This window comes from Paenibacillus sp. FSL P2-0121 (assembly GCF_037975345.1).
Taxonomy (GTDB): Bacteria; Bacillota; Bacilli; order Paenibacillales; family Paenibacillaceae; genus Paenibacillus_AQ; species Paenibacillus_AQ odorifer.
On the sequence record NZ_CP150245.1, the window covers coordinates 6,255,066 to 6,271,959 of the forward strand.

Annotated in this window: 13 protein-coding genes and 1 pseudogene; 1 reads left to right on the forward strand and 13 read right to left on the reverse strand. The window is 38.8% G+C overall.

Annotated elements, in window-relative coordinates:
* Nucleotides 1–201: 201 nt before the first annotated feature.
* The 3 genes from MKY54_RS27535 to MKY54_RS27545 form a co-directional block, all read right to left on the reverse strand.
* Nucleotides 202–690: a DUF2199 domain-containing protein gene (locus MKY54_RS27535; RefSeq protein ID WP_076309005.1), complete on the reverse strand. Its 489-nt coding sequence runs from the start codon at nucleotides 688–690 to the stop codon at nucleotides 202–204.
* Nucleotides 691–882: 192 nt separating this feature from the next.
* On the reverse strand, nucleotides 883–1,287 hold the full coding sequence (locus MKY54_RS27540) for a GNAT family N-acetyltransferase (RefSeq protein ID WP_038573410.1): 405 nt from the start codon (nucleotides 1,285–1,287) through the stop codon (nucleotides 883–885).
* A gap of 462 nt (nucleotides 1,288–1,749) precedes the next feature.
* Nucleotides 1,750–2,544, reverse strand: a complete 795-nt coding sequence (locus MKY54_RS27545) for a MerR family transcriptional regulator (RefSeq protein ID WP_076309006.1) — start codon at nucleotides 2,542–2,544, stop codon at nucleotides 1,750–1,752.
* Between the two features lie 230 nt (nucleotides 2,545–2,774).
* Between MKY54_RS27545 and MKY54_RS27550 the strand changes: the two genes are divergently transcribed.
* Complete coding sequence (locus MKY54_RS27550) at nucleotides 2,775–3,449, forward strand: DUF4097 family beta strand repeat-containing protein (protein WP_076309007.1); 675 nt, start codon at nucleotides 2,775–2,777, stop codon at nucleotides 3,447–3,449.
* A 54-nt stretch (nucleotides 3,450–3,503) separates the two neighbouring features.
* On the opposite strand, the pseudogene MKY54_RS27555 reads toward MKY54_RS27550, so the two are convergent.
* The 10 genes and pseudogenes from MKY54_RS27555 to sigW form a co-directional block, all read right to left on the reverse strand.
* Nucleotides 3,504–3,631, reverse strand: a pseudogene (locus tag MKY54_RS27555) (glutathione-dependent formaldehyde dehydrogenase); the annotation flags it as partial.
* Nucleotides 3,632–3,856: 225 nt separating this feature from the next.
* On the reverse strand, nucleotides 3,857–4,321 hold the full coding sequence (locus MKY54_RS27560; protein WP_076309008.1) for a hypothetical protein: 465 nt from the start codon (nucleotides 4,319–4,321) through the stop codon (nucleotides 3,857–3,859).
* 1,897 nt (nucleotides 4,322–6,218) lie between these two features.
* On the reverse strand, nucleotides 6,219–7,838 hold the full coding sequence (locus MKY54_RS27565) for a hypothetical protein (RefSeq protein WP_339188604.1): 1,620 nt from the start codon (nucleotides 7,836–7,838) through the stop codon (nucleotides 6,219–6,221).
* Nucleotides 7,839–7,955: 117 nt separating this feature from the next.
* A complete protein-coding gene (locus MKY54_RS27570; RefSeq protein ID WP_076303161.1) occupies nucleotides 7,956–8,651 on the reverse strand; it encodes a hypothetical protein in 696 nt (231 codons plus the stop codon).
* Nucleotides 8,652–9,175: 524 nt separating this feature from the next.
* A complete protein-coding gene (gene glmS / locus MKY54_RS27575) occupies nucleotides 9,176–11,008 on the reverse strand; it encodes a glutamine--fructose-6-phosphate transaminase (isomerizing) (RefSeq protein ID WP_076309009.1) in 1,833 nt (610 codons plus the stop codon).
* Between the two features lie 640 nt (nucleotides 11,009–11,648).
* Nucleotides 11,649–12,989, reverse strand: coding sequence for a phosphoglucosamine mutase (glmM, locus tag MKY54_RS27580; RefSeq protein ID WP_076208470.1), 1,341 nt, complete (start codon nucleotides 12,987–12,989; stop codon nucleotides 11,649–11,651).
* Nucleotides 12,990–13,077: 88 nt separating this feature from the next.
* A complete protein-coding gene (locus MKY54_RS27585) occupies nucleotides 13,078–14,538 on the reverse strand; it encodes a CdaR family protein (RefSeq protein WP_081388384.1) in 1,461 nt (486 codons plus the stop codon).
* Entirely contained in the window at nucleotides 14,531–15,361 is an 831-nt protein-coding gene (gene cdaA, locus MKY54_RS27590; protein ID WP_036681290.1) for a diadenylate cyclase CdaA, read from the reverse strand. Before cdaA ends, MKY54_RS27585 begins: the two co-directional genes overlap by 8 nt.
* A 214-nt stretch (nucleotides 15,362–15,575) precedes the next feature.
* Nucleotides 15,576–16,190, reverse strand: coding sequence for a zf-HC2 domain-containing protein (locus MKY54_RS27595; RefSeq protein WP_036681404.1), 615 nt, complete (start codon nucleotides 16,188–16,190; stop codon nucleotides 15,576–15,578).
* Between the two features lie 121 nt (nucleotides 16,191–16,311).
* Nucleotides 16,312–16,878, reverse strand: a complete 567-nt coding sequence (sigW, locus tag MKY54_RS27600; RefSeq protein ID WP_036681288.1) for an RNA polymerase sigma factor SigW — start codon at nucleotides 16,876–16,878, stop codon at nucleotides 16,312–16,314.
* Nucleotides 16,879–16,894 lie beyond the last annotated feature (16 nt).

A 16,894-nucleotide genomic window follows, 5' to 3' on the forward strand; every position in this document is an offset into this window, starting at 1 on the left:
AAGTTTGCCTTTTGGATAAAAAAGTGTCATTGTCAGCAGAAAATAAAATATTAAGACTGTCTCTGTTTCATTGAACAAAAGTCTCCTGTTAGCTTAAACGACATTACGCACCGAGTTTAGCCTTGCAGGGGTGTCTGTTGGCGTAGATATGATTTAATAAGCTGTCGGCAGCTTCTTCGACTATAGATTCAAATTTTTCTCTTACTTACTATGGTTTATTAAATGAGCAATTTCTTTAACTCTCTCCATTGTAATTCCTTCTCTTTGTTCAACTGCAAGTGGATGATTCGTTTGTTCTAATTCTATTAACGGAACAGCACCAACCTCTTGTGTATGCACCATTGTCTTTAACGATAATGTAGTTATTGGATATATTGAAAGTTCAGTCGATAACCAACCAAAATAAGGTTCTTCCGTCTCCCTTCCTTCTACGTGCAATAATTCATTAGACTTCAGAAAGTTTTCTTCACTAAGAGAAACCCACACACTCCATATAAATTTCTCTTTGCTATCGATTATTGGTATTTCAATATGGCCTCTAATAAAGAAATGCTGTTCATCAATTACACAAAAATCTCTAATTAATTCTGTTCTTTTCTCTTCTGGTACAGTGTAAAAATAATATGGTGCTTCACTTCCGTAACATAAAGGAAGTTCACTTAATTCGTTGTTACAGTGAGGGCATTTCATGTTTTCTGCTCCTTATAGTTTCTCGCCGATTTCTTATAACGTCTTATTCGGGAACTTTGTGATAATTCCATCTTTTGAGTATTCGCGAAATTACTGAGTTATCCTGCCCCTTTACTTCAATAAAAACGGCAGCTGATCCTCGGATCGGCTGCCTTCTTGTTGCGATTAAACTATCGTGATCCGTTATTTTAATCATATCAACTCTGAGATAAACATTGGTGTAGCTCCATCCTCTGTATTAAAGCCAAACTTATTATAAAAATCCACTGCATGCGGATAAGAAATTAATACCTTTGTTTTACACCCTTTATATCTATCAAGCATTATATTCATCATTTCCTTACCTATACCTATACTCTGATAACTCGGATTAATAAGCATATAATGAAAATATACCGTTAAAACACCATCTGACAAAGCATTTATTAAACCGACAAGCTTTCCTCCTTCCCAAGCGGTAACAATTGAATGAGACCCTCCGATTGCTTGTAAAAGCTCGTTTGGATACTTGCCAGACTCCCATTCTACCGAAAGAAATAACTCTTGGAGTGCATCCTTAGTGATATCCTCTTTGCTTGAAGCGTAATAAATACTCACCCCTACACCTTCCTTTCATAAAACTAACTACGGCACACATCTGTTTTAAACTCCCATATTTCGATGGTTTTGCAATCCTTACGAAGCCATAAAATAATACCGACAAAGCAATTTCGGATTTATCAAAGTGAATAATCACTTTATTTACCTCAATATACTATAAAAATATGTATAGAAAATGGATTAACTGCAGTGGAATTTGTATTTATTCACATTAGAGAATTCATGAGAATACTTTTTTCACTTAAGCATACTATTCCTAAGACTTATAGCGTTAATCTGCCAGTTAGCTAAATAGATAACATTGAACTATAGTTAAATATTTAGCTAATCGGCGAAGTATAACATTCTTGTCCTCAGCCTGGGGCAAGAAACGTGCTTCCTTAATCAAAAAAAGCCGCTAAATTAGCGACTTTTAATCAAACAATTTTCTTTTCCTAAACCCTTTCCTTTGTATTTAATCTAACATGTGCGTTTTTTAATGAACAGTTGTATCTGATAATCCCACTGCAATATTCCAGTCACAATAATGTTATGAAGAACAAAATCTGGACACACATCGTATTCCGTCTTTGCCCTTTCAAGTAAATTTTGTAATACAGCATTCTTATTCTCTTCGGTACAGTTTGCACACAGATAGTCCCCTTCTGGTAGCACAGTTAACCCCTCTAAAGACGGATATTTCAAGCAAACAGCAAATAACCGTGTTATTCCTTCAGTCGTGAACATTCCCGCCATATCTTCAAACAGAAATTGTGAATGCACAGAAGTCTCAATTTGTTGATAGAAATGTCTGTGATAGTCCCATAAATTCTTAAGTGTGGGGCTTTCCATTTTATTCGAAAGCATAATTACCCTTTCCTCTATGTTTCTGACAAAGTAATTTTCACTTTGACTATAACCGTTGTGGAACTTATTTTCATAATGTAGATAGGCACGTTTAATTTTCGATTTTGCATACTGCAGACGAGCAATTTTATCGTCTGCTCTTTTTTCTGCCTGTTTTAGAAATTCAATTACTTTAGAGAGATCATTCTGCTGCAATATATCTTTAATATCCATTAAAGTAAGATCCATTGCTTTGAGCAGTTCAATGGTTTGCAGCTTTACGAGCTCCTGCTCGGAATAGTATCGATATCCCGACAATTCATCTTTATGGCATGGCTTGACTAATCCAATACGATCATAGTGCCGCAAGGTCTCACTGGTCGTCTCTACGATTTCTGCTGCTTGCTTAATTGTAAAATAGTTGTTCATATCTACCCTCTTGACCTTTTTGTAACACAAAAGTTTATGATGATTAAAACATATGCGACTGATAAACGCAACGAAATACAAAAATGGATTTATTACTTTTTCAAGATGATTATGTTCAACTCTAATACTTTGTTGCATATCGCAATTTTTTTGCAGAGCAGCTTAGGTTTGGTATTCGTAGGACTGGCTATATTAAAAAGAAAAATGATTTAACGAAGGAGCATTTTATAATGAAAAGTACTGCAAAAAAATTACTAACTACTATAGGCATATTGGTGACACTATTGATAGCATTGGCAGGATGCTCCTCCCACTCCACTTCCATGGAGAAAAAAAATTACATCATCCCTGCCCAAAAGATTGATACCTTAACAATTGATGCAAAGGACAAAAAAATAACTATTCTCCAATCTAAAGATGAACAAATTCATATTGTTTACTATGAAAGTGAGAAAGATTTTTACAAGATTGATCTATCTGACGATAAAGAACTGTCAATGGTAAGTGACAGTAATAAGGAATGGAACGACTATATCGGAGGAAAAGACTCGCAAGTAACCAGAACTATTCAGGTATGGATACCTGATGCAACTTTAAAAAATTTGACATTAAAAACATCAAATGAAAATATTGTATTACCAACAATCGCGTTTTTAGGGACAGTGGAAGTAAACATAAATAACGGAAATATCCAACTGGACAAATTGAATGTAGGGACGGCTATAACCCTTGAAACAAAAAACGGAAATATTAGCGGTTCTATTCTAGGGCCATATGATGATTTCGCGATCTTAAGCAAGGTAAAGAAAGGAGATAGCAATTTGCCTGCCAATAAAGAGAATGGTTCAAAAAAATTATCTGCTTATACAAATAACGGCGATATTACCTTACAATTTTCTGAGTAGCCAGTAGTTAAATATTAGCTCGTATGAAGTCAGATACAATATTGAAAGGGATAACCCCTGTTTCACTTTTGAAACTTCTGGTCCTACCTCTTCGACTATTCCACCGGCCTATAACCGATAAAATATCCGTCTTGTAATGGAAAATCACCTTGATAAAGTTGTTGATCCGACCCGTAAATCGATTATCTTATGATGTACCCGAAGGCCAAAATATATAAGCTTGATAGTGAATTCCATCAAAATAAGGTATAAGCCGCATTACAGCGGCTTATACCTTCATGATTTTGTTTGACTGTTTTGAACCATCCTTTGGAACTCAATGTATCCGATGCATATAAAAAGTACTACTATCGATATAATTAATATAATACCGTATATTGGATATTCAAACTATCCTGCCAGTTAGCTTAATGAAGCATCGTCAGTCTAATCGGGTTTTCATCTGTTTCATTTAAGGTTTCATTTAAGATCAACGAATTGGGATACGATTTAAGAAATGTTGATTCATCTACTTTTAAAAAAAACTCGCCTTCAAAAATTAGTTGATTCGTATTAGGCCCGATTTGATCTAAATTTCTTGCTATCTCCGATTCCTTAAAGATACTTTGTTTATCTGCTCGCAAGAACATGCCATGAGGTGTATATAGTTGACTATAATACCCTTTTGCGATTTTTGATTCTACGGATTCTACGTTTTTTACTGATTCTACGGATTTTACGTTATTTGTTGAAAAATTAGTGTTAACAGGATTTTCAACTGCCTTATTTACGGTTTCCATTTCTGGATAGGTGTCTGCTTTTGAATTTGATATTAATGCCACTCCTGAAATAATAGTCACTGCAAAGGCTATTAAATATATTTTTTTAAACATATTATCCCGCCCTTTCTATACCAATAAATTATTTCCTACTTCAAAACATTATATTCACTTAAATGTTGAACGAATGGATAAGGTCCGTAAAGGAAAAGATCAAACTAAAAAATGTATTATTTTCCTTATTTTATTATACTACCTTTTAAAGTGCATGTGAACATCAGTTTACTATAATATTAATTTCCTTACGCAATAATCTCCAATTCTCCTCTATGTAATATTATGTTCTAATAAGTCTTTTAATGTGTAGTCTACATGGACACAGATCAATCCACTTACAAAGAGTAGCCGAAGTATGGTGAAATTATTGAAGAGCAGGTGCTTCGGTATCCTGTCCTTTGTTAAACTATTCTCCCTCTATGAGGAATCACTTTTCTCTTGAATGCTCGTAATATCTTAGGTTTCTGATTTTATTCGTTCAGTGCAGACGACTTCATGGTGGAATCAAGTTGAAATCGAAGAAAATGTTGGGACGAGGAAAAGCGCAAAAGAACATCTCCTTAACCACAGTCTGAAGAAAGTGGTTACCTAGGAAAAGTATGGTTGCACTTATGTATCTCCACATTCCTCATGGAGGTCAACCCTCCCAAGTCTCACAGTCCACGCTCTCACATTCCTTCATTCAACCTGTCCATGAGGTGGAGGTCAGATATGCTGCCCGACAGGATCTTCGTCCGTATGATAGTTTCGTTCCGACTCATCCGTGCTTCAGTTGTCTGTATCTCACTGTTTTGGTTCGAACGCTAATGAACTACTATTTCGTTATGCTGCCGTACTTAAAACATTGAATTGAGGGATATCCTCCCGTTAGTTTAATAAAAAGAACGCTCCCGCGCCTTCGCTTGGGCTGCGTCCTCCTCATTATATTCCATTTCCAATTACCTATTAAAGAACGTACGCGGGTAGCACACCATCAACATATTAACAAAATTAAATATCCTCGTCGAATAACCAGTTTAAATCAACATTAATTTCTTTCCTTAATTCTTTTAGAGTTTCGGCAGAGGGTTTAGTCTTTCCCTGCTCAATTTCACTAAGTCGGCCTTGTGAGATCATCTTCCCCCATATAAAAAAAAGATAAAGCCGCCCTGTATTTTCAGGACGGCTCTAGATGTCAGTGTTGCTGTTCCACACTCATTTTTTTCTTAAGCTTTTCAAAACACAACTTTATTGCAATTTTGTTACTCAAAACAATACTTTAATGTTCAGAACGACACATTAATGTAATTAGTCAATGTTCAGTGACATTATAGTTGGTGTCTGAAAAAACCAGTAAAATTAAGTGATTTTCTTATTTTACCTCTAATTAATTTCACAATATAGTTGGTGTCTAAGAAAAACACATAAAATACTTGATGACATTAAAGTTTGTGTCTGATTTTTACATTAGAGTTGGTTCCTAATACTTATTTGCAACTACCAATTTTACTTTTCCGTGGTTGCATAATGTTTTGAAATATTGCAAACTCTTGTTGGCAGTAGGTGTTTCCTTTTTACATCATAAGATACTTTCTCTTAATAAATATCCATGTATAGAACCTCGTTCAATCATGAAATCAAGAATCGGAATAATCTTGTTTTTCAATCTTATTTCTTCTTTAATTTTTTGTCTATTAATGAAAATATATTTTCTCAAAAACATTTCCAAATAGTATAAGGTATTTGATTCTAAATCATCAAGGTTTAAAAACTTGTTATTCGATACAATTGTATGAAGCCACTCAATACCTTCATCTTTAAAATTGCTTCCGATTGAATTCGAAATTTTGACAATAGAATACAATACAGATGGAATATTTCCAATTTCTTTAGAAGCGCTAGTATAGAGAGTCAAATTTTCCTTCTTTAAGCTATGCCACTCTTCAATTCCTTCACGCCACCAACGCCATGCGAATTAGTAATTTATTATGATTTCTGTTAAATGATAGCCACGTGGATTTGAACATAGTTCTTTTATTTTAGGATACAGGTTATCCCAAATATGCCAAAATTGTTCATGACGGTTTAGGTTATCTTCCGCCAATACTAATTCTTCAATAATTGAAGCCGTTTCTTCTGTTGAAGAAAACGAATCAACAAATGGTTTTAGAAACACATCAATTTCACTTTTTTCTCTTTGTAAAATGAAATAAGCAAATTTTTTGAAAATATGATTGCGTAACAAGTATATGTTAGAGTTGTCCCCCGAATCATCTTTGTAACTTCTTCTGTCTTTTAATAACTGTGAAGCTAATGAAGGCAACGATTTCGTATAAATGTCTAAGTGTATTTTATCTTTCGTCTCCGAAGGAATTAATTGAAGAACTATTTCCAAGTCATGAATATCAAGTGAGGCAATATCATTTATATCAAATGATATATTTTCAAAAGTGAAATCGTCATCTATCTTGCCTAACCTTTCAAAAATTGAACTTTTAGAAATTTGTCCCCAACCTTTTTCTTTCCTTATTTCAGCAATGATATTTTTATAAATAGGTTTGAATTTTATATAACCAAACAAAATTGATTGTGCAACTTTTGAATCCCGTTCCCATAAATTTGATTTGTGAATTGATTCAATAACGTAGTCACATATTCTCTTGTAATGCCCAATTGGTGTTTCATCTAAAAGTGCCAAAACCATTATCGAAACATAATCTTCTGTTTCTTCTGGATTTTCAATTACTAATGCTGGAATTGCATGGACAGCTGCTTCAACTCCGTCACTTATTTGATAACCGTAATCATCTGCAAAAAGATTAGATATTGTTGCAAGAACTATTTCTTTGCAAAAAGCCTTATCTTCTTTTGATAGTTTGTCACTGTGCTCACGTAATAATTTAGAACACGAAAACGCAGGTATGGAATATTCAAACATACCCATTCCGTCTCGTCCCTCTTTCAATTCTTCAACAAGTTGTTTTGTCTCGGATAATGCTAAAAGAGGATTGTTGTCATATTCCTCTTGTTTTGTGGTTTTAGTTTGATTTCTTGCACCAGCCAAAAAATCTGCCCACACTCTTAGCGAAGAATATTTAAAAACATCTTGGTATTGATTTAAGGCTTCTTCACTTTCCTTTTTAAGTTCATCAGAAAGCTCTATGGGACTAAATTCTATTTGTAAATGGTCGTCGTCATGTTGTGATACTTTTGGTTCTAAATTTCGTCTGTCCATTCTTGCCATCAAAATTCCGTAAGATTTACTTGCTAAGGTGTTTGATTTGTGTTGGTCAATTATCCCATACAATTTTTTGATGAATTCAGTATTTTGTTCCTCTGTAAAACCTTTTACGCCAAAAAGCTGATAATTTAAAAACAGTGATTCTAAATTTGAGTTTCTATGTTTATCCTCGCAAGTTTTCAATCTTTCATCTGTGTATAAAATATCTTTAATTTTATCCATTCCATATCCTATTGAATATAGCGATTTTGCTTGAAATTCATTTGTGCACCTGAAAGTGTCCAAATGAAAGAATTCTATTGTTTTGAATAAAATTAAAGCGACATCATAAAACTTATCAGGATTTGCAAGCACAACGCTACATACTAGCGTGGGTTATTGCAGATATTAATCCCCAAACTTTACTATCAGTTGCACGTGTTTCACGCATATTTTGTTTCCTGGTTACTATCAAAATAAAACATGAACTGCTTATTTTTTGCGTGATAATACATCTATTGTTTTTTCAACTTCTTTCACGCCTTCTTCATCCATACAACATTTTAAGACTATCGTTCCATCATTATTCCAACGTAAAGGTATTACATCGGTATCTATATTTACCTCGCCGTCCATATCATAGGAATTATATATTTCTTTAAGTGGAATTTTTGTCGGTTGGGAAAAGTCGAAAAAGAATGTACTTGAAGGGCAAGCCCAATAGCATCCATCAACTGCCAGAATATTATTTTGAGCACAGTATAAAACACTCGTCCAAATAAATGTTTCTTTATGTTCCTTAAAACTCTCGGCTGGGATGAAATGATGTGTACTTAAATCAGACAAATCTAAAACACTATAGCCATATAGCTCAGTCGAAAACAACAGATAATTCTTACCGTTGGAATGTTCAACCATTGAAAAAAAATCAACATGGTAGTCTATATTCTTTAACTCTGTTATTATATTTCCCCTTAGGTCCAACACGTCAGTTTTTGAAGCTCTTACATTGTATTCTGATACTTGGTGGCTATCATCATAGTAATAATATGTCTTAAGTATATGCTTCCCATCCGGCAACAGTCTTTCATTGATATCTTTGGACATAAACTTTTTATTAAAAATATATTCGAACTTTTTCTTATGCTCCTGATATTCATTTGTATAAGCAACATTAATTTCTGACATAATTTTCAACTCCAAATTTATTGTGTGTATTTATGTTCAGCGTATTTCAAAGAACTAATAATTATACGAACAGTTAGACCCCTAATTAATTTTCACAGGTATTCCGAGGTTCCCCGCATAACGTATTATTTACGAATTTCGTGAATATTCTACAATTAAATTATTCGCGAAGTGATTGAACTATCCTGCCCGTTAGCTTAATGAAGTGTCGTCAGTCCAATACTTTATTTTCTCAGTCTACAACTTTGTTTGCTGCTTCAACATAGAACTTTATTTTCATTTGACGGTTTATACATAAGTGAATTTTGAAATAGGATAAAGTTTCATTAATTAACCTATCATAAAAAAGCCCGATGATGTAAGACATCATCGGGACTTTTTTATGATATTTAATGGGCCTATTCAACTTCTAAGACCAACTATTTTGTAAAGGTACTGACATTATTGTCTGAACACTTTCATTAATGTCTGTTCACCAACTTTAATGTCACCAGACAAACAACTGTACTTTTACATCACCAAACCTACTCCACAGTAACACTCTTCGCCAAGTTACGTGGTTTATCCACATCATGACCCAGCGCAAGAGAAGCATAATAGGACAATAATTGCAGAGGCACTACGGACAAAGCTGCTGTCAGCATTGGAAGTGTTTTAGGAATCACGAACACTTGATCAACTGATCTAAGCAGGTCAGTTAAATGCTCTTGGTGCGTGATTGCCAGCACATCTGCGCCCCGAGCTTTCACTTCTTTGATGTTGCTGACGGTCTTCTCAAGTACAGCTTCCTGAGTTGCCAGGGCAATAACTGGAACGCCTTCTTCGATCAGAGCCAATGTACCGTGTTTCAATTCACCTGCAGCATAAGCTTCGGAGTGAATATAAGAAATTTCTTTCAGCTTCAAGGATCCTTCTTGAGCAACAGCGTAGTCTACGCCACGGCCGATGAAGAACAAGTTTTTGTGCTCAGAAATTTGTTCAGCATAACCTTTGATCGCTTCTTTTTGAGCTAGGATCTCTTCTACTTGCTCTGGTAGAGATTGCATAGCTGCAAGAATCTTAGTAACTTGTGCTTCGGTTTGTGTACCACGAACTTCAGCCAAGTAAAGAGCAAACAATCCAAATGCGATCAATTGTGAAGTGTAAGCTTTGGTCGAAGCTACTGCAATTTCTGGACCTGCCAAGGTTACAAACACATCATTTGCTTCGCGAGCGATAGAACTGCCCACAACGTTAGTGATCGCCAATACATGTGCCCCGTTAGCTTGTGCTTCACGCAGAGCTGCCAAAGTATCTGCAGTCTCACCGGATTGGCTGACTACGATAACCAAAGTTTCTGGAGTCACGATTGGTGAACGGTAACGATATTCCGAAGCGATATCATTCTCAACCGGAATACGAACCAAAGATTCGATCATAGTACGTCCTACCACACCAGCGTTGTATGCCGTTCCGCAAGCAACGACTTGAATGTTACGAATGTTCTTGATTTGTTCTTCAGTCATGTTCAGTTCAGGCAATACAACCTTGTTACCTTCGGCATTGATACGACCACGCATGGTGTCGCGGTAAGCCTTAGGTTGCTCGTGTATTTCTTTCAGCATGAAATGCTCGTAGCCGCCTTTTTCTGCGGTAACTGCATCCCAATCGACAGTAATCATTTCCCGAGAAATAAAATTGCCTTCAATCGTCATCAATTCGACAGCATCTCTTGTCAGCACAGCCATTTCGCCGTCGTTCAAAATATATACGTTACGGGTATATTCAAGCAGTGCCGGAATATCTGACCCGATAAAGTTTTCTCCTTCGCCAAGACCGATAATGAGCGGGCTAGCTTGACGCACAGCCACCAGTTTATCTGGTTCATATTCAGTCAGGACGCCTAATGCAAACGCACCGCGCATGAACGTAATCGCTTTTTGTACAGCCTTCACGATATCTCCGTCATATTCGCGAGCAATCAGATGTGAAATAACTTCTGTATCGGTTTCAGAGACAAAGTGGCATCCGCCAGCGATCAGCTCTTCTTTCAGATCCAGATAGTTTTCGACAATACCGTTGTGAACTACCGAGAACTTCATGCTGTTATCCGTATGTGGATGTGAATTCTCATCGGATGGTTTACCGTGAGTCGCCCAGCGTGTGTGTCCGATACCTGCGCTACCTGCCAGCGGGCTGTCTTCGAGCTTCGACTGCAGATTCGCCAAACGGCCTTGAGCTTTCACTACTTGCAGTCCTTCTTGGGTGAATACAGCAATACCAGCGGAATCATATCCACGATATTCCAATTTCTTCAAACCCTCAACCAAGATCCCCTGCGAATTCTGATTACCAATATATCCTACAATACCACACATTATAATTTCCCCCGTCCGAGTTATCGTAATGTGGCGGCATAAGGAAAGAAACGTGCCGTGCGGCATGTTTTTGAGAAAAAGCAAATATTCTGTTGTATTTTAGGATCAACAAAATAAACTGTCACTTACATTCTAATGTTCATGAAATGCACAGCCTTCTCCTCTGCCGTGGCAGAAATAACGTGTTTCCTTCTGATGCGCGCACACATGAATAATATAATTTGTTGCACCCATGAAAACGTTGTGTGAAAGGTCGCCCTTTCATTTTCCGTATCCATTTACGGCTCTGGTGCATCACCGGGAGGTCCCCGCCGAACATTTCGAACACCTCCACCTCGTCAGCTTACGTCTGCCGTGATCCGTTCAAGCCATAGCCTACATAACAAGTAAGCAGCTTTCCCTTCTCCCCCGCGCTAGACCAAGCTCTGGCGCTTGCTATTGCTAACCTCACAATCCCCGCTTTCCTTCTAGAATGACACTTAATCTATTATATGCACCTTGTTGTACTTTGGCAATGGCGCATCAACCTAAATTTTACAAAAGCAGTTCAAACGATCCAATCCTAAAATAAAATAACACTGGTGCAACGAGTCCGAATCGCTCTCGCTCACTGCACCAGCCTTATAGTTAAGGTAATGGATTATACCAATTCGCGTTGAACTACTTCCACAATTTGATTCACATAAAGATCTAAATCTGCCTTATCCGGTCCCTCTGCCATAACGCGGATTAGAGATTCCGTACCTGACGGACGTACAAGCACACGGCCATTGTCACCTAGCTTACCTTCAACTTCAGCGATAGCCGCTTCTATAGCCGGGTTATTAGGGTAATTAGTCTTATCCTGTACACGAACATTAACCAGCACCTGCGGGTATTTAGTCATCATACTCTTAACTTCGCTAAGCTGTTTGCCTGTAGCCTTAAGCGTATCTACCAGCTGAATAGCTGTAAGAATACCATCACCAGTTGTATTGTAATCCAGGAAAATAACATGTCCAGACTGTTCTCCGCCTAGATTAAAGCCCCCACGACGCATTTCTTCCATAACATAACGATCCCCTACAGCTGTCTTAGCAGTATTCAGGGATAATTTCTCGGTAGCTTTATAGAATCCGATGTTACTCATAACAGTTGATACAATCGTGCTATCCTTCAGCTTACCTGCACGGTTCATGGCATCACCACAAATACAAAGGATAAAGTCGCCATCGACTTCATCACCGTTATTATCAATAGCGATCAGGCGGTCAGCATCTCCGTCAAAAGCAAGTCCCAAATCGGCTCCATGACGCAAGACTTCTTCACGCAAAGTCTCTGGATGTGTCGAACCAAATCCATCATTAATATTCAATCCATCTGGCTCAGCCCCGATAGAAATAACCTCAGCGCCAAGCTCTCTGAACAGTCTTGGAGCAAGCTCATACGCTGCGCCATGCGCACAGTCCAGTACAACCTTGATTCCCTTAAAGTCCTGAGAAATGGTAGTTTTCAAATACTCCAGATAAAGATACTTAGCATCATTATCTACGGTAACCATACCTAAACCCGAACCGATAGGACGTGGCAATTCATCTACCTCAGCATCCATAAGCTCTTCAATGCGCAGTTCAGTTTCATCTGTAAGCTTGAAGCCATCCCCACCAAAGAACTTAATGCCGTTATCCTCTACAGGATTGTGAGAAGCTGAAATCATGACGCCTGCGTCTGCTTTTAACAATCTCGTAATATAAGCAACAGCAGGGGTACTCACTACGCCTATACGGATTACATCGGCTCCAATAGACAATAAGCCCGCTATCAGCGCGGATTCCAATAAAGGACCGGAAATACGTGTATCCATTCCGATAACAACCTTCGGTTTATCCAAGTTACCCGCTAGTACATATCCTCCACAACGGCCAATACTATAAGCCATTTCTGCAGTCAATTCACGGTTTGCTACTCCCCGCACACCGTCAGTTCCAAAATACTTCCCCATTATTTTTCTCCTTTGAATACGCTACGTTAGCTTAATGTACTATCATATGAATTGCATACTATTTTGGTGTACCTCTGGGCTCAAAAGATTACGTCCCGCCTGTACCTACAGGATTCTCGGAATTCGTACTTGTGTTAGCTGTGCCGTTATTCTCCGGATTGCTATCCGTCGGGACAGGCGTTGGTGTTGCTCCACCAGCCTCTCCACTATGCGTGGGCTTCTCCGTAGGTTCCACATCGCCTATAACAGGTTCAGAACTCGGCTCAGGAGTAGTCACACCCCCCGTATCTGGATGAGGCGTAGGGACTGGTGCTGCAGGCGATAGCAGCTGCACGGTCACAGTAAGTGGCACCCCTGCATTGGCTAGTGCGATGAACTTGGGTAATGATACCCGCAAAGAAACCTCGTGAGTTCCAGCTGAAAGTCCGCTAACATCAGCCACAACCCCTATATTTTTCTTATCTAGTTGATCAAGTAAAGCAGGTGCACCCTTTAAGGTAAGCGCAATTTCCTTGCTTGAAGGATCAACAATACTTCCTTCCAAATCATCCCCCACGCCTTGGAGCTTGATGGGTACCGCCTCAATGGTCCGCTCAGCAATTTCTGAGATGGTTAATGAAACATTCACAGCTTCTGGCATAACTTTCTCCGTTCCAGCCGGTGCCTTCAGATCCACCTTTACTTGTTTCGTCCCCGCAGAATCTATTGCACTAAGGTCGACTGTAGCTTCATAAGCAGATAAAGCTTTTAAAGCCTCTGCTTGTCCATACACTACGACCGTTTCTTGCTCAGGGGTCACTTTGGATAATACGAGTGAATCTGGAAGTTGCCCAGTAAAGCCAATCTCCAGCGGCACACTCTTAAAAGGTAAAGTAATCGGCAATTCCACAGATACAGTAGAAGGCTCAATTACAGCATTTTTAATTTCATTTCCATTATTATCATAAGCGTGTAGCTTCAGCTTTTTTTCTACAAAGGTTTCGTTCTCACCGTTAAGCTCAATAGTCCCTTGTATCTTGGCTACCTTGCTTAGTTCATTATCCGCAAGTGTCACTTTTACAGTATCTGTAGGCTGCAAGACAGGCGTGCCTATTTGATAGCCCGCTGCAGGTTTTCCCTTTGTAACCAATGTTATGGGAAAAGACTTCGTGTTTCGCGGTTCTACATGTACAGTAACCTCTTTAGGATTCATTCTTACCAGAGATACACCTTTGGGTAATTTATAGTAAAGTGGCAACGTGGTATCCCCAGGTTCAACCTTACTCAGATCAAGCATCACTTTATAGTCATCCGAGAACTGAAAGGAGATATCGGAATTTTTACCCGCTACCTCCAGACTGACACTATCGACAGCCAAGGGTTCAAGGACATATTTGTCCTCGTCAAGGCCGGTCACTTCAATCTTCACATTCTCAATAGTTTTTGTTTTAATATCCACTGTTGTCTGTCCAGAAGGCGCAGTATCGACATGAACCATCGTAAACAAAATGATCCCAAACACAAGGGCCAGAATCTTATTGAAATTGTTATTATTCATCCACTTATCCATGATTCTTGTCCCCCTTCCGTTTCCAGAAAGTTGAACCCTTCTCCTTCAGCGATGAACTTACACTAAGCTCTTGATGGAGCTTCGATATCATGGATTCTTCCTTAATGTCTCTAACGATCTGGCCATTGATGGCAAGGGAAATCTGCCCTGTCTCCTCCGAGACAATGACAGACACCGAGTCTGCAACCTCACTTATTCCTATAGCAGCCCGATGCCGGGTTCCCAGTTCTTTGCTGATAAAAGGATTCTCGGACAAAGGCAAGTAACAAGCAGCCGCAGCAATCTGATTTCCCTGCATAATAAGGGCTCCGTCATGCAAAGGTGTATTGGGAATGAAGATGTTAATAAGCAATTCGGAGCTGACCAGGGAACGCATGGGTATACCTGACTCTGTATATTCGTTTAGCCCCGTCTCCCGCTCAAAAACGATTAACGCCCCTATTTTTCTGCGAGATAAATAATTCACGGCTTTAATCACTTCGCCGATTAACTTACTGATCTCTTCGTCACTTTCTCCAGCTCGTCCGAAAAATCTGCCCCGTCCAAGCTGCTCCAGTCCCCTTCGTAGTTCCGGCTGAAAAATGATAAAGACAGCTAGGACCCCGAAAGTAAACATTTGATTCATTAGCCATTTAAGTGTATACAAGTCCAAGATTGTGCTTACCGCCCAAATCAAGACCAGAACCAGTATCCCTTTTAAAAGCTGAATCGCCCGCGTCCCGCGTACCATATTAAGCACTTTATAAATAATGTAACTGACGATTAGGATATCAATTATATCTTTAATGGAATCTTTCCATGTTAGCTCAGTAAAATAACTCATTGCCTAAAACCCCCGTCATTTCAAATTAGCTGGGTTTATGTAAAATGTCTGTTAGCTCTGTATCATATCTAGGTTATAACGTTCGGGCTTCAGTTGCAAGTTTAGTCCCTCAATCCTTTCCGAAACCACCCAATTTAAGGAAACAAAAAAGCGCCATCTTTCCGGAAAAAGAGGCGCTAATTAATATTCCTGCTCAAGGTAACCACTGCCCGCATTAACGGTAGGCAACTTCAGAGAACATGTTCGTCACTTTATACCAGAACCAGCTTACTGCCTGGTCTATGCTTTTGACTTGCCCAGAAATATGAGCTGTTGAAGCCTGATATAGAGATCCGTCAATGACTGTCACGTTGCCGTTCACTTCTCCATATACCTGTGCTTTACCGTTCTCTATGGTAAGGTCCCCGGTAATTATTTTGCCGGAAGGTACAATTACAGTATCCCCTTTGATGACCACTTGATCCAAATCAACACCTCTAACTACAAGTTGTCTGTCTGGACTCCAAAAAGTTACGGTGCTCATCAGCATAACGACAAGGAATAGAGATGCCGCTGTAAGTGCAGGGTGCCTCTTGATCCAGGTAATAAAGGCTTTTTCTTTCTTAGTCTTTGGCAATGAACTCATTATCCGGCTCACAAGATCATCTGAAGCTACAGGATTCTGATGCATTAGGGAGAACATCAACATATCTGTCTGTTCCAATTCTTTAAACTTTGCACGGCAATCTGGACAGGATAGAAGATGCTCCTTCAATTCCCTCTGCTGCTGTTCGGGCAAGTCGTCATCCAAGTAGTCATGCATCATAGAGACGGCCAGTTTGCATTCCATAGGAGCCAATCCTTTCATGAGTGCTATTTAATTATCCTAAGACAAAGGGTCAGGACACATAAGACTTGCTTAACTTACATACGTCGCTCTCGAAAAGATGTTTCATAAATAAAATCTATTTTTACATTTTTGGGCCTAATTTTTTACGCAAAAATTCACGGCCTCGGTGTACACGCGTCTTAATCGTGGTCACGGGCATATCCAGGACATCACTAATCTCCTGAAGGGACAGATCCTGCAGGTATCTCAGAATCATCACCGACCTGTATTTCACAGGCAAACTGTCAATCGCTTCATAGATTAGCCCCTGCGTCTCAGAGAGCAATAGTTCGGTCTCAGGTGTCACATTGTCGCTCGGAATCAACGAATAGCCATCAAGGCCCTCCTGATCGTTCATTTCAGCATCCAGCGAATAGGTTGGTTTTCGTTTACGCAATCTATCAATACAGAGGTTCGTTCCAATCCGGTAAATCCATGTGGAGAACTTCTGTTTATCATCATAACGATCCAAATTCCTATACACACGCAAAAAGGTCTCCTGAACAATATCCTCCGCCTCATGGCGATTGTTCAACATCCTGTAAGCTAAATGATATATTTTGTCTTTATATAGTTCCACAAGCTCGGCAAATGCCCTTTGGTCGCCCTTCAAGGCGAGCTTTGTCAATCTGCCTTCCAAATTCTCCACCTGTTAACTCCCCCAG